The 14,454-nt window shown below is 66.5% G+C and carries 10 protein-coding genes; 6 read left to right on the top strand and 4 right to left on the bottom strand.

The features are described 5' to 3' along the window. Positions 1-16: 16 nt before the first annotated feature. From BoBH3_RS01895 to BoBH3_RS01880, 4 genes are read right to left on the bottom strand one after another with little or no spacing between them, the layout of a single operon-like run. Complete coding sequence (locus BoBH3_RS01895; protein ID WP_262329060.1) at positions 17-1,204, bottom strand: ABC transporter permease; 1,188 nt, start codon at positions 1,202-1,204, stop codon at positions 17-19. Beyond that, on the bottom strand, positions 1,201-2,166 hold the full coding sequence (locus BoBH3_RS01890) for an ABC transporter permease (RefSeq protein ID WP_410050553.1): 966 nt from the start codon (positions 2,164-2,166) through the stop codon (positions 1,201-1,203). Before BoBH3_RS01890 ends, BoBH3_RS01895 begins: the two co-directional genes overlap by 4 nt. Positions 2,167-2,205: 39 nt before the next feature. After that, positions 2,206-4,161 carry an ABC transporter substrate-binding protein gene (locus tag BoBH3_RS01885; RefSeq protein WP_262329058.1) on the bottom strand — a complete coding sequence of 652 codons (1,956 nt, stop codon included), beginning with the start codon at positions 4,159-4,161 and terminating at the stop codon, positions 2,206-2,208. After that, a complete protein-coding gene (locus BoBH3_RS01880) occupies positions 4,158-6,035 on the bottom strand; it encodes an ABC transporter ATP-binding protein (RefSeq protein WP_262329057.1) in 1,878 nt (625 codons plus the stop codon). The genes BoBH3_RS01885 and BoBH3_RS01880 overlap by 4 nt, the downstream gene beginning before the upstream one ends. A 264-nt stretch (positions 6,036-6,299) precedes the next feature. Between BoBH3_RS01880 and BoBH3_RS01875 the strand changes: the two genes are divergently transcribed. The 6 genes from BoBH3_RS01875 (at position 6,300) to BoBH3_RS01850 (ending at position 14,405) form a co-directional block, all read left to right on the top strand. Next, positions 6,300-9,035 (top strand): ABC transporter ATP-binding protein/permease, encoded by a 2,736-nt coding sequence (locus tag BoBH3_RS01875; RefSeq protein ID WP_262329056.1) that lies wholly within the window; start codon positions 6,300-6,302, stop codon positions 9,033-9,035. 13 nt (positions 9,036-9,048) lie between these two features. Next, complete coding sequence (locus BoBH3_RS01870; protein ID WP_262329055.1) at positions 9,049-9,498, top strand: Crp/Fnr family transcriptional regulator; 450 nt, start codon at positions 9,049-9,051, stop codon at positions 9,496-9,498. Between the two features lie 13 nt (positions 9,499-9,511). Further along, the gene (locus tag BoBH3_RS01865; protein ID WP_262329054.1) at positions 9,512-11,287 is read left to right on the top strand and encodes an adenylate/guanylate cyclase domain-containing protein; all 1,776 of its coding nucleotides are present in this window, start codon (positions 9,512-9,514) and stop codon (positions 11,285-11,287) included. Between the two features lie 63 nt (positions 11,288-11,350). Beyond that, positions 11,351-12,013 (top strand): class I SAM-dependent methyltransferase, encoded by a 663-nt coding sequence (locus BoBH3_RS01860; RefSeq protein ID WP_262329053.1) that lies wholly within the window; start codon positions 11,351-11,353, stop codon positions 12,011-12,013. Beyond that, entirely contained in the window at positions 12,010-13,263 is a 1,254-nt protein-coding gene (locus BoBH3_RS01855; RefSeq protein WP_262329052.1) for a glycosyltransferase family 4 protein, read from the top strand. The genes BoBH3_RS01860 and BoBH3_RS01855 overlap by 4 nt, the downstream gene beginning before the upstream one ends. Next, positions 13,260-14,405: a glycosyltransferase family protein gene (locus BoBH3_RS01850; protein WP_262329051.1), complete on the top strand. Its 1,146-nt coding sequence runs from the start codon at positions 13,260-13,262 to the stop codon at positions 14,403-14,405. Before BoBH3_RS01855 ends, BoBH3_RS01850 begins: the two co-directional genes overlap by 4 nt. Positions 14,406-14,454 lie beyond the last annotated feature (49 nt).

The raw sequence follows: 14,454 nt of genomic DNA, 5'->3' as shown, positions 1-14,454 counted from the left end.
GAATGGGGTCGAGAAATCAGCGATAGGGATCGGCTGCGTCGCGCAGGCCGTCGCCGAGGAAGTTGAAGGCGAGGATGATCACGATCACGGGCACGACCGGATAAAGCAGCCATGGATAGAGCGCCACCACATTGATGTTCTGCGCCTCGTTCAGCATCACGCCCCAGCTCGTGATCGGGGGGCGCAGACCGAGACCCAGGAAGGAGAGTGCCGTCTCGCCCAGGATGGTCTTTGGAATGGTGATCGTGGCCGAGGCGATGAGATGGCTCATGAATCCCGGCACCAGATGCAGGCCGATGATGCGGGCGGGCTTCGCCCCCATGAGCTGGGCGGCGACGACATAGTCCTCCTCGCGCAGCGAGAGCAGCTTGGAGCGGACGGAGCGGGCGAGGCCCGTCCAGTCCATCAGGCCGAGGATGATGGTGATGCCGAAATAGACCAGGAGCGGGCTCCAGGAAGCAGGCATGATCGAGGCCAGGGCCAGCCAGAGCGGGATGTGCGGCAGCGACTGCACGATCTCGATGATGCGCTGGATCAAGAGATCGATCTTGCCGCCGTAATAGCCGGCGATGCCGCCGATGATGACGCCGAGCACGAAGGAGACGGAGACACCCAGCAGGCCGATCGAGAGCGAGATGCGCCCGCCATAGAGAATGCGCGAGAGCACATCCCGGCCGAGCCGGTCCGAGCCGAGGAAGAAGAAGGTGCCGCCTTCCGGCGGGCAGACGAGGTGACGGTCGCCGGGAATGAAGCCCCAGAACTCGTAGCGGTCGCCACGGCAGAAGAAGCGCAGCCTCTGCGGGTTGGTGCGGTCGACTTCGTATTCGCGTTTCAGGTTCTCCATGTTGAGCCGCATCGTATACGGATAGACGAAGGGCCCGATGAAGCTGCCCTCATGGAAGAGATGGACGCTCTGGCCCGGGGCGCGGATGAAGTCCGTGTTGCGTGTCGTATAGTGATAGGGCGCGAGGAACTCGGCGAAGGCCGCCATGGCGTAGATCGCGACGATCACGAAGGCGGAGATGACGGCAAGCTTGTGCTTGCGGAACTTCCACCACATCAGCTGCCATTGCGAGGCGAGATAGACGCGCTCCTGCTCGGCCGTCATCGCCTCGGTGGCATAGGGCTCGAAGGGCGCATTCGATGCCGCATGGGGCAGGGGGGCGCCGTCGGGCGGCAGATGCTTGAGGGCGTCGGCGGTCACTTGGTCGCCGCTCCCTGCAGGCGGATGCGCGGGTCGAGCAGCGCGAGCGCGATGTCCGAGATCAGCACGCCGATCACGGTCAGGAAGGACAGGAACATCAGGAAGGAGCCGGCAAGATACATGTCCTGGCTCTGCAACGCCCGGATCAGCAGCGGCCCTGTCGTCTGCAGTGAAAGCACGATGGCGACGACCTCGGCACCCGAGACGATGGAGGGCAGGATGTCGCCGATATCAGAGATGAAGAAGTTGAGCGACATGCGCAGGGGGTACTTCCGCAGCGCCTTGCCGGGTGGGAGCCCCTTGGCGCGGGCGGTGACGTAATACTGCTTCTGCAACTCGTCGAGCAGATTGGCGCGCAGCGCGCGGATCATGCCGGCCGTGCCGCCGGCGCCGATGATGATGACCGGGATCCAGAGGTGCTCCAGCAGCGATCTGAACTTGGCCCAGCTCATCGGCTGGTTGAGATATTGCGGATCGACGAGGCCGCCGATCGAGATGCCGAACCAGATATTGGCGAAGTACATGAACACCAGCGCCAGCAGGAAGTGCGGCACGGCGAGGCCGATCAGCCCGAGGAAGGTGAGCCCGTAGTCACCCCAGCTGTACTGGTGCGTGGCGGAATAGATGCCGATCGGGAACGCGACGATCCAGGTGAAGACGATGGTGGCGAAGGAGACGATCATGGTCAGCAGCAGGCGATCTCCGACGATCTCCCTGACGGGCCGCTGATACTCGAATGAATAGCCCATGTCGCCCTGCAGGAGGCCGGCGACCCACCAGAAGTAGCGTTCGACCGGGGGCCTGTCGAAGCCGTATTCCTGCTTCAGGAACTCGATGCGGCTCATATCAGCCTTCTCGCCCTGCGCCTGCATTTCGGCCGCGAGCGTCTCGAAATAGTCGCCTTCCGGTAGGTTGATCACCGTGAAAATCAGCGCGCTGGTCACCACCAGCGTCGGGATCATGATCAGGATACGCTTGAGGATGTAGCGGATGAGCACGATTCAGCTCTTCTTCGTCTCGGCCCGGTCGAACCAGAACGTGTCCGGCATGTAGCGACCGATGAAGGCGCCGGGCTCGAAGCTGTAAAGGCCTTTGTCAGGCATGTTGCGCAGGTCGTGCGAGACGACGATCGGCTGTAGCGTGCTGTTGATGACGCCGATGGTGAAGACCTCCTCGGCGTTGATCGTGAGCATCTCCTGCCAGATCCTGCGGCGCTGCGCGCGTGTCGAGCTGACGCGCCATTCCTCGTAGAGGCGGATGAGCTTGTTCGCTTCGTGCAGAGCGGGCCGTTCGCCCTCGCGCCCGTTGCTCTCGAAGAACTGGCCCCAGCGCGGCCACTGGAACTGGGCGCTGGAGGTGGGGGCGAGCGCATCGGGCTCCATGTCCGCCGTCACCAGCGCATTGTCCATGCCGGCCCAGGCGGACATCACCGTCTGCCCGGCGAGGATGCGGCGGCGGAAGACGTCGCGCTGGGTCGAACGCGGGTAGATCTTGATGCCGACATGGAAGAAGTCCTGCTTGAGCAGGTCGAGGATGTCGGTTTCCTCGGTGTTCTCGCCGGCCGTCTCGATTGTAAATTCCAGCCTGCGCCCATCGGAGAGCAGGCGCACCCCATCATCGTCGCGCTTCGTCAGCCCGATTTCGTCGAGTAGCCGGTTCGCCAGCGCCGGGTCGTGCTGGGCCCAGAGCTTGGCCAGGCGCTCGTCGAAGAGGGGGCTTTCCGGGAGGGCCGTGTTGCCGCTCTCACGCGCCAGCCCGAAGAAGATGACCTTGTTCACATCCGCGCGGTTGATCGCGACCGAGATGGCGCGGCGGTAGCGAACATCCCGGTTCAGGTCGCGCCAGACGGGGTCGATCGCATTCAGGTTCGGCATCAGCGCGAAATAGGCGCCCTCCGCACGCTTCCACAGCTTCACGTCGAAGTTCATCCGCTTCGAGGCTTCCTTCAGGAAGGTGTAATTGTCGAAGCGCAGGTAGCGGGACTGGAGGTCGGATTCGCCCGCGGCCGTCTTGGCGGGGATCAGCGAACTCGTGCCGATCGTCATGGTGACCTGGTCGACATAGGGCAGCTGCCGGCCGTTCTCGTCGACCCTGTGGAAATAGGGGTTGCGCTCGAAGACGAACTGCTCCGCAGGCAGCGGGGTCGTGTTGCGCCAGGGGTCAAGCGTCGGCAGGCTCGGGTTCTCCGGCCGGTACATGCGCGAGAGACGCTCATGCAGCGCGCCCCAGTCGCGCACGCGGTTCTCCTTCACGCGCTTCGCCAGCTCATGCTTGGGAGCGTGCCGCTCGTGGAACTGCTTGAGGTAGCGCGAGGGCATGAAGATGTAGGTCGGTTGGGCGCCCGCCAGGGCCGGCAGGAAGACCGGATTGGGCGTCTCCCAAGTATAACGTACCTCGGTTTCGCTCAGTACCTCGAAGAAGGGGACGTTGCCGCCCGAGAACAAGGCCTGCGGCGGCCCGCCGGGCGAGAGGCGCTTGTTGTTGGCGATGTCCTCCCACCAGTAGCGGAAATCCTCGGTGGTGAGGGGAGAGCCGTCCGACCAGCGATGGCCCGGGCGAAGCCGCAAGGTGAAGATCCGGCCCTCTTCGACCTCGAAGCTCTCCAGCACGTCCGGCACCAGCTCGAGCTGGTCATCATAGACCACCAGCCGGGTGTAGCCGTAGAGCGTCATCATGCGGATGTCGCGCTGGTCGCCCATGAGCATGCGCATATTGCCGCCGTGATGGCCGGGCACGCGGTCGAGCTTGGCGAGTTCGACGATGCGGGGGGCGGAGGGAAGCCTTTCGGCAACGGGCGGCAGCGCTCCCGAGCCGATGCTGTCCTTGAAGAACGGGCTGTCGATTGCGGCAGCGGCCTTCGCCTGCGCGGCAGCCCTGCGCGGCAGGGCGGCCCCGGCGAGAGCGGCGGTGCCCAGCAGCAGCGCCGTGCGGCGCGTCGGGCGCGATGCTCGGGTCATGGCACCATCTCCCGGACATCCGCATTGGGCCGTGCCAGCACATAGTGACCGTCGCCGAGGGGCAGATGCGTCAGCGCCGAGGCATCCTGGCCTGTCCTGAAGGCTTCGCCCCAATGGCTGTCGTCCGAGGCGCCACCCGGAGCAGCGAGCTTGAAGTCGAGCTTGCGGTCGAGATCGGCGAAGGGGACCGAACGCAGCAGCGCCTTGGTGTAGGGATGCACCGGGCGGGTGAAGAGCGTGTGGCGTGGCGCCAGCTCGACAATGCGGCCATTGGCCATCACGGCGATGCGGTCTGCCATGTAGTTCACCACGGCGAGATTGTGGGAGATGAACAGGAAGGTCAGCCCCCGCTCGGCCTGCAGGTCCTTGAGGAGATTGAGGATCTGCGCCTGCACCGAGACGTCGAGTGCCGAGACCGGCTCGTCGCAGATGATCAAGTCGGGATCGAGCGCGAGCGCCCGCGCGATGCCGATGCGCTGGCGCTGCCCGCCCGAGAAGGAATGCGGATAGCGGTTCAGGAAGCGGGTATCGAGCCCGACATCCTGCATCAGCGCCTTGACGCGGTCAGTCTGCTCCGCCGTCTCGCCGCGGTCGTGGATGGTCAGCGGCTCGCGCAGGATGTTCATGACCGTCATGCGCGGCGAAAGCGATGAGACCGGGTCCTGGAAGATCATCTGGATGCGTGGCCGGAAGGCGCGCAGCGCCTCCCCTTCCAGCCCGAGCACGTCGACGCGCTCTCGTCCGTCGTCGAAGATCACCTCGCCGGCATTGGCCGTGATGGCGCGCATGATGATCTTGCTGACCGTCGTCTTGCCGCAACCGCTCTCGCCGACCAGGCCGAGGCATTCGCCGCGCCGGATGTCGAAACTCACATTGTCGACAGCCTTGATCGTCGTCAGCGAGCCCTTGCCAAAGAAGCCGCGCGAGCCGGTGACATAGGTCTTCTGGAGGTTGCGGACGGCGAGCAGCGGAGCGGCGTCGGCCGTGGGCTTCGGGGCTGGTGCCGTGGCCACGGGCCGCGGTCGCGCCTCGCGCAGGGCAACGAGGCGTTCGCCCTCCTGCATGTCGAAATGCGGCGAGGCGTTGAGCAGCGCCTTGAGATAGGGATGGCGGGGGTGGCGGAAGATGTCCTCGACCGGGCCGCGCTCCATGATCTCGCCGTGGAAGATCACCACCACCTCGTCGGCCATGTTGGCGACGACGCCGAGATCGTGGGTGATGAGCAGGATCGCCATGCCCATCTCGGCCTGGAGCTCCCGCATCAGGTCGAGCACCTGCGCCTGGATCGTGACATCGAGAGCCGTGGTCGGCTCGTCGGCGATGAGGAGCGCCGGCTGGCAGATCAGCGCCATGGCGAGCATGGCGCGCTGGCGCAGGCCGCCAGACAGCTCGAAGGCGTACATATCGAAGGCGCGCTGCGGATTCTTGAAGCCGACGCGCTTCAGCATGGCCTCGATCAGCCCGCGCGCGCTCGCCTTCGGCATCGGCCGGTGCAGGAGCAGCGCCTCCTCGATCTGGTTGCCGATGGTGTGAACCGGCGAGAGCGAGGACATCGGCTCCTGAAAGATCATGCCGATGCGGCCACCACGCAATTCGCGGATGCCTTCCCCTTCCGGCGGCAGGGCGGCGATGTCGACGACGCTGCGTGGCGAGAGCGGATCGCGGAACAGGATCTCGCCATCGGTGACAGCGCCGGCGCGCGGCAGCAGCCCCATGATCGCCTGGGAGATCACCGACTTGCCGGAGCCCGATTCGCCGACGAGCGCCACGGTCTTGCCGGCCGGAACGCGCAGGCTCACGCCCTTCACCACCTCGCGGGCCAATCCGTGAACGGTGAAACCGATACGCAGATCACTGATGCGCAGGATATCCATGACCCTGTCTGACGCCGCCCCTCTGAACCGTCCGCATTGTCCCGACGCCACTAGACGTCGAAAGTTCCGTCTTGCCAACGGAATTCGACCGGCTGGCCCATGCGGCGGGAAGCTGCACGGCGCGGATGACAGGGGAGCGACGCGAGGCAGGGTGGGGAGCGGACTGCATTGCAACCTGAGACAACCTCACCACATATGGTCGCTTCGGAGCCGGGCAGGCTCCGATGAGGCAGCGCCTGCCGGCGCTTCGTTGCGGGGTCGCCTTTGGAGCCCAATCTCTTCCGTTACATCTGGCAGAAGAGCCGGGCGGAGCAGATCGTCGTTCTGCTGATCATCCTTGTCTCGATTCCGTTCAACTGGGCGTCCTTCGACGTGCCCAAACGGATCGTGAACGACGCCATCCAGGGCAATGCCTTCAAGGACGGCCGGACAACGGCGACGCTGCTGGACTTCACGATCTCGCTGCCTTCCTGGCTGGGCGGCGGCAGCCATCAGCTTTCCGAGGGCATCCAGGTGGGGCAACTCGGCCTGCTGATGGGACTCTCGAGCTATTTCCTGCTGCTCGTCCTGATCAACGGCGCCTTCAAATACGTCATCAACCTGCGCAAGGGCATCCTCGGCGAGCGGATGCTCAGGCGCATGCGCTACGACCTGTTCAGCCAGCTCATGCGCTTCAGGCCGGAGGAGATCCGCTCGGTCAAGCCGGCCGAGGTCGCCAGCATGATCAAGGACGAGGTCGAGCCGATCGGCGGCTTCGTCGGAGATGCCTTCATCCAGCCGGTCTTCCTGCTCAGCCAGGCGCTGACGGCGCTCGTCTTCATCATGGCGCAGAGCGTCTGGCTCGGCTCGGTCGCGCTGCTGATCGTGCTGGCGCAGGCGGTCATCATCCCGATCCTCCGCCGCGAGCAGCTCAGGCTCGGCCGTGAGCGGCAGATCGCTTCTCGCCAGCTCGCCGGGCGCATCGGCGAAATCGTCGATGCCGGGCCGATGATCCAGGGCCATGGCGCGACGGCCTATCTCCAGTCCGATATCTCGGGCAGGCTCGGGCGGCTCTTCGACATCCGCTACGCGCTCTACAAGCGGAAGTTCGCGGTCAAGTTCCTCAACAACCTGCTGGCCCAGATCACGCCGTTCTTCTTCTACGCCATCGGCGGCTACTTCGCCCTGCAGGGCCGGCTCGACATCGGCCAGCTCGTCGCGGTCATCGCCGCCTATCGCGACCTGCCCCCGCCGATCAAGGAGCTGATCGACTGGGACCAGCAGCGCAACGATGTGACGATCAAGTACGATCAGGTCATCTCGCAGTTCGACGGCGGAGACACACTGATCCTCCACGAGGAGAATGGCTGCACACCCTTGGCCCCGACGGGAGAGATCCGGCTCGAGGCCGTCCAGATGCTCGACAACCGGGGCCAGCCGCTGCTGACGCCGCTTTCCCTCAGCCTGGCGCGCCCGGGCGTCGCGGCACTGATCGGGCCGCATGGCGGCGGACAGGAGGTGCTCGGGCGCATCCTGGGCCGGCAGGCGACCAATTATGCCGGCCGCGTGCTGATCGACGGGGAGGCGCTTTCCGGCATGTCGGTGGAACGGGCCAGCCACATCATCGGCTATGCGGGCGACGAGGCCGAGATCATCGCCGGCACGATGCGTGACAACATCCTGTTGCCGCTGCGGCGGCGCCGGCCGGATCTGAAGCGTGCGGGAAAGGCCTCCGCCGGCGATCAGCGGCGCCTGATCGAGTCGCTGCGCTCGGGCAACTCGCCGTTCCCCTTCGAGGCGGACTGGACGGACTATGAAGGCATCGGCGTGGGCGACGGCCCCGGACTTGCCCAGAGGATCCACGAACTGCTCGACGTGCTCGGCTGTACGCGGGACGTCTACGAGCTCGGCCTCGGCGGCAAGGTGATGCCGCCTGTCAGTGACGAGGCCAAGGAGCGCCTCATTACCGCCAGAGGCGTTGTCGCCGCCGAGCTCAAGCGAGACAAGCAGGGCGGGTTGATCGAGCCCTTCATGCTCGACCGCTATAATCGCAATGCGACGGTGGCCGAAAACCTGATCTTCGGCACGCGGACCACGGCGCGCTTCGCCAATGCGACACTGCTCTTCGAGCCCTATGCCCATTCGATCCTCAAGGCCGAGGCGCTGGTCGAGCCGCTGGCGGAGATGGGCGGGCGCATCGTCGCGACGGTGGTCGAGATTTTTGCCGGCCTGCCGCAGGGCCATGCGCTGTTCGAGCGCTATTCCTTCGGCGAGCATTTCGATTTCGAGCGGCTGAACGCGCTTGCCGAGATCCTCGCCAAGCAGGATATGCGCGGCCCGCTCGACCAGGAGACGGAGCGGGACCTGGTCGCGCTGGCGCTGGGCTATTGCGAGCCCAAGCACAGGTTGAACCTGATCGACGAGCGGCTGGAGCGGCGCATCCTGCGGGCGCGCGCGAGCTTTCATCGCCACCTGCCGGCCGACGCCGCCGGCGATGTCGATTTCTATGACCCGGACAAGGTGATGCTCGGCGCCAGCGTGCGCGACAACCTGATGTTCGGGCGCATCGGCTACGGCATCCCGGACGCCAGCCGCAAGGTCGAGGAAATCGTGCTGCGAGCGTTGGAGCGCTCGGGGCTGGGCGAAGCGCTCTACCGGCTCGGCCTCGACACCGAGAGCGGCATACGCGGGCGCTATCTGCCCGCCCGGCTGCGGCAGGCCGTTCCGTTGGTGCAGGCGCTGGTCAAGGCGCCGCAGATCGCGGTGCTCGACCTCACGTCCTTGCTGGCGATCTCTGAGGAGCCGGAACGGATCATGCATCGGCTGCGTGAATATTGTGCCGACGGAACCCTGTTTCTTCTGCTGGGAGATGCTAATTTAGTAGAGGACGTGCCGTTGCGGGTCGCCTTCCATGGCCCGACCGGCACCGTCCAGGCGGAGACGGGGCCCGCGGCTGCAAACGACGCGGGCGACATCTCCGTTCAGCTGGATCCGCCGGCCACTCTGGCCGACGCCCGGTGAAAGGAGGCATGACATGACTCTCGAGACCGATCTGGTCTGTCTGAAGTCCCTTCCCTTGTTCCAGGGCATGCCGGCGCCACGGCTGAAGCTCGTGGCCCTGATGGGCGAGAGGCTGCATTTCGAGCCGGGCGAGACCATAATCAGCGAGTCGGACGGGTCAGAGGGCGTCTTTGTCATACTGAGCGGCGATGTGGAATTCTCCCGCCAGCGCGGCAGCGAGCTGCTGCGCTTCCAGAAGGAGAGCGGCAGCATCATCGGCGACGTCTCGCTGCTGAGCGGCCATCGCTTCCTCGGCGACGTCAAGGCCAAGAGCCCGGTGTCGGCGCTGCGGATTCCGAAGGACCTGTTCTTCGAGCTGCTTCATACCGTACCGGAATTCGGCCTCGCCGTCTGCCGCGACCTGGCCGGCCGCCTCTACCGCCTGGTCAGCACGGTGCTGCACGAAGAGGAAGCGTTCTCATGAAGCCGGGACGCGCATGAGCCTCCAGACGACCGGCGCCAGGCGCGCGGGGATGGCCTCAGGGATGGAGCAGGTCTCGTCGTGGAGTCGCGACGTCCGCCTCATCTCCGGCGTGATCCTGCTGATCTTCGCCACGACCCATTTCCTGAACCATGCCGTCGGCATCTTCGGCGTCGAGGCGATGGAGAGCGTCCAGAACTGGCGCTACAACGTCTGGCATTCGCGGCCGGGCACGATCGTGCTGTACGGCGCTCTCATCATCCACCCGATCTTCGCACTGCTGCGCGTGGCGCAGCGTCGCACCTTCAAGATGCCGCTGCGCGAGATGCTTCAGATTGCGATCGGCCTCGCCATCCCGCTTCTGCTCGTCGACCACATCATCGCCACGCGGGTGCTGGGGATGTATTTTGGCCTGGACGAGAGCTATCGCGCCGTGCTGCTCCGGCTCTGGCCCAACCGGGCGCTGATGCAATCGCTGCTCCTGCTGCTTGTCTGGAGCCACGGCATCCTCGGCATCCACTTCATGCTGCGCTCCCGGGACAGCTATCGCCACTGGCGCGATCCGTTCCTGCTGGCCGCCGTGCTGATCCCGCTGCTCGCGCTGATCGGCTTTGCGGTCGCCTCCCGCGAGGCTCAGCGCATGGGGATGCCGCCGGAAGTCGCCAGCGAGGCGCAGAACCTGATGTTCGACCGGGACGTGATGGCGGCGAAAGGCGCTTTCTACGGGTTGGTCGGAGCCTTTCTGCTCTTCATCGGCATCCGTGAGGTGCGCGTGCGGACGACACGTCAGATCACGGTGCGCTTCGTCGGCCATGGCACGCGGCGGCTCGCGCCGGGCCCGACAGTGCTGGAAATGTTCCGGCGCTTCGGCATTCCCCACGCCGCACTCTGCGGCGGCCGGGCGCGTTGCGCCACCTGCCGCGTCCTGGTGATGGACGGCAACGACAAGCTGGCGCCGCCGGGCATGAACGAGGCGAGGCTGCTGAAGCGGATTTCGGCACCGGAAGGTGTCCGGCTGGCCTGCCAGATCCGGCCGCGCGACGACGTGCAGGTGCAGATCCTGCTGGCCTCGCGGCTGAGGGCCGGCGGCGTGCAGAGCTTCGAGCCGGACGAGGCTATTGGCAAGCGGGGCCTGACGGTGTTGATCGCCGACCTGCGGGCCTTCTCTGCGCTTTCATCGCGGCAGTTGCCCCGCGAACTGATCGGGCTGATCAACCGCTTCTTCGACGAGATGGGCCAGGCGATCGCGGCGCATGACGGGCGCATCGACGCCTTCTACGGCGACGGCTTCATGGCGGTGTTCGGCCTGGAGGGGCCGCAGGCGCGCGGAGCGCAGGCGGCGATCAGCGCGGCTGCCGACATCGTACGGGCGGTCGAGGCGCTCAACCGCGAATTCGGCCCGGCGCTACCGCTACCGCTCAGGATCGGCATCGGCATCCATACTGGCGAGGCGATTACCGGGGCGGTGGAGAACGACAATCTCGGACGGCGCGAGATCACGGTGGGCGAGACCGTGATGATCGCGAGCCAGCTCGAATCGGCGACTCGGCGGGTGCTGGCCGATGTCGTGGTCTCCGAGGACACGATCCGAACCACAGGCCGCAGCTATGCCGGGACGACGGCGCTCAAGATCGCGATCAAAGGGCGCGAGAAGCCGCTGGCCGCTTTCGGGTTTGCCAGCGCGCCCGAACTGGCGCGGCGCAAGCGCGAGGATGCGGCGATGGCGGCGATGCCGGCCCCGGTGCCGCCCGAGGCGCAGGCCGAGCAGCCGAAGCCCGAGGGTGGTGCGTGAGGCTGGCCTTTGGCCGCGACGCTGCCTATGGTCCGCGAGTTTTTTGCCGACCGCCACGGAACCATGACGCCCGAGCCGCCGATCGAGTCCTTCCACGACCTGCTGCGCGGTATGGCGACGCTCTCGGGCAACCGCATCGTCGCCGATGTGGCGCGCCTTTACGGCAAGGGCGCGCCGCCGGACCTCTCGATCGCCTGCAACCACAAGCAGATCGCCTCGAAGCAATGGCTGGTCGAGGCGCTGGCCGAGAGCTTTCCGAAGCCGGGGGGCCCGGTCTGGGTGCTCGGCGCCTGGTATGGCGTGCTCGGGGCGCTGCTGCTCGACGATCCGCGCCTGTCGATTTCCGAGGTTGTGAGCCTCGATATCGACGCTACCTGCGCGTCGGTCGCGGAGACGCTGAATCATCGCCATGTCGCAGCCGGGCGCTTCCGCGCGATGACCGCCGACATGATGGCGCTGGATTTCGCTGCGCAGTCGCCCGCGCCGGGGCTCGTCATCAATACGAGCTGCGAGCACCTCGACGATGTTCCGGGATGGGTCGCGACGCTGCCCAAGGGGCTGCCGCTGGTGTTACAGTCGAACGACTATTTCCGTGAGCCTGACCACCGCAGCTGCGTGCCCTCGCTCGATGCCTTTCGCGAGCAGGCCGGGCTTTCGGAGGTCTGGTTCACCGGGGCGCGGCCGACGAAGAACTATACGCGCTTCATGCTGATCGGCCGTCGATGAGCGACAAGCCCCAGCCGCGCATCGCCGTGGCGATGAAGGGCTATCCGCGCCTGTCGGAGACCTTCATCGCGCAGGAGCTGCTCGGGTTGCAGCAGCGCGGGCTTTCCTTCGAGATTTGGTCGCTGCGACACCCGACGGATGGCGCGAGGCATCTGATGCATGGGCAGATCACCGCGCCGTTGCGCTACCTCCCGGAATATCTGCGGGACGAGCCGGGGCGGGTGTGGCGCGGTATGCTTGCGGCGCTGGCGAAGCCGGGCATCGCCAGGCTGCTGCCGGTCTTCCTGCGAGATCTCGTCCGCGACCGCACGCGCAACCGCTTGCGGCGCCTGGGCCAGGCCTGCGTGTTGGCGCGCGAATTGCCGCGGGACATTGGGCATCTGCATGTCCACTACCTGCACACGCCGGCCTCGGTCATCCGCTATGCCGCGCTGTTGCGGGGCCTGAGCTGGTCGTTTTCAGCTCATGCCAAGGACATCTGGACGACGCCGGATTGGGAGCGGCGCGAGAAGATCGCTGATGCTGCCTGGGGCGTGACCTGCACCGTGGACGGGCATCGCGAGCTCGAGCGGCTGTCGGACCGGCCGGGCCAGGTGGCGCTGGTCTATCACGGGCTCGACCTCGCGCGCTTTCCGGCGCCTGGCCCGCGCTCGTTGCGGGACGGTTCCGATCCGGCTGACCCGGTGCGCTTCGTCACCATCGGGAGGGCGGTGGCGAAGAAAGGCTTCGACGACCTGCTGGAGGCCCTGTCGCGGCTGCCCTGCAACTCGCATTGGCGGCTGACCCATATCGGCGGCGGCGAGATGCTGAAGGCGCTTCAGGAGAGCGCGCAGGCGCTCGGCCTCTCCGACCGGGTCGTCTGGGCCGGGCCGAAGGCGCAGGACGATGTCGTTGCCGCGCTCCGGGACGCTGATCTCTTCGTGCTGCCCTCGAAGCAGGCCGGCAATGGCGACCGCGACGGTTTGCCCAATGTGGTGATGGAGGCGGCGAGCCAGGGCCTGCCCATCGTCGCGACCGATTTCGCCGGCATTCCCGAATTCGTGCGCCCGGGTGTCGAGGGGCTGTTGGTGCCGCCGGGCGATCCCGATGCGCTTGCTGCCGCGCTGGCGGAGCTCGCGCGCTCGCCGGAGAGGCGGGCCGCGCTCGGCAAAGCTGCCTTCGAACGGCTCAACGCCTCCTTCTCGGCCGCCGCCGGGCTGGACCGCATCGCCGCATTGTTACGAGCCTCGGCCGGCGGTGGGGCGGCATGAGCAGGCGCGCGCTCATCGCGGTGACGCATTTGCTCGGCTCCGGCCATCTGGTGCGGGCCGCCAATCTCGCGCGGGCGCTGGCGGCGGACGGCTTTTCGGTAACGTTGGTGAGCGGTGGCATGCCGTTGAGGGCGATGGACCGCGAGCCCTTCGCTTTCGTCCAGTTGCCGCCGGTGAGGACGGAGGGCGTCGATTTCCGCAACTTGCTCGACGAGCACGGGCAGCCCGCCACGGCCGAGCGCATGGCCGAGCGCATTGCGCTGCTGGAGGCGTTGGCGGCGGAGTTGAAGCCCGATGTCGTCGTCACCGAGCATTTTCCCTTCGGGCGCCGGCAGATGGCGGGCGAGTTCCTGGCGCTGATCGCCGCGGCAAAGGCGGCTAATCCGAAGGCGCTGGTGCTGTCCTCGGTGCGGGACGTGTTGGTGAGGCCGCGCCCCCGCCGCATCGTTGAAGCGAACGAGCGGATCGCGCGCCTGTTCGACGCCGTTCTGGTGCATGGCGATGAGAGCTTCCTGCCGCTTGACCGTTCATGGCCAGTGGAGGAGGGGCTCGCGGCCAAGCTTCGCTATACAGGCTATCTGGCGGAAACATCGGCTCCTGGTGCTGCTGTCGAGAATGGAGAGATCTTCGTATCCGGTGGTGGCTCTGCGGCGGCGTTGCCGCTTTTCAGGGTCGCTATCGCGGCGGCCCGCCTCGGCTCGGTCGATTGGCGCTGGCGCATCCTCGTCGGGCGCGGCGTGGCGGAAAATGCCTTCCAGAGGCTGGTGGCCGATGCGCCTGCCCATGTCGCGGTCGAGCGAGCCAGGCCGGATTTCCCGGCACTGCTGGCAGGCTGCGCGCTCTCGATCAGCCAGGCCGGCTATAATACGGTGCTCGATCTCGTCGCTGCCGGCCGGCCGGCCATCGTGGTGCCGTTCGATGACGGGAACGAAACCGAGCAGGCCATCCGCGCGGAGGCGATGGAGCAGTCCGGGCTCGCGCTCTGCCTGCGGCTCTCGGGTTCGCAAGCCGTGACGCCGGTCGCGCTCACGGCGGCGGTCGCGGCCTCGATCGGACGGATTCCCTCAGCCCCGGGCCTCGCGCTGGACGGCGCGCGCAATGCCGCCGCAATGGTGCGGGACCTTCTCGGCAGACGGGCGTGAGGCGCGGGGGACACTGAGCCGGCATGCCCTTTGCGTGGGCCAGGGTGCA

Source organism: Allobosea sp. BH3, assembly GCF_025499465.1.
Lineage (GTDB): Bacteria > Pseudomonadota > Alphaproteobacteria > Rhizobiales > Beijerinckiaceae > Allobosea.
This window is presented reverse-complemented; position numbering and strand designations above follow the sequence as displayed.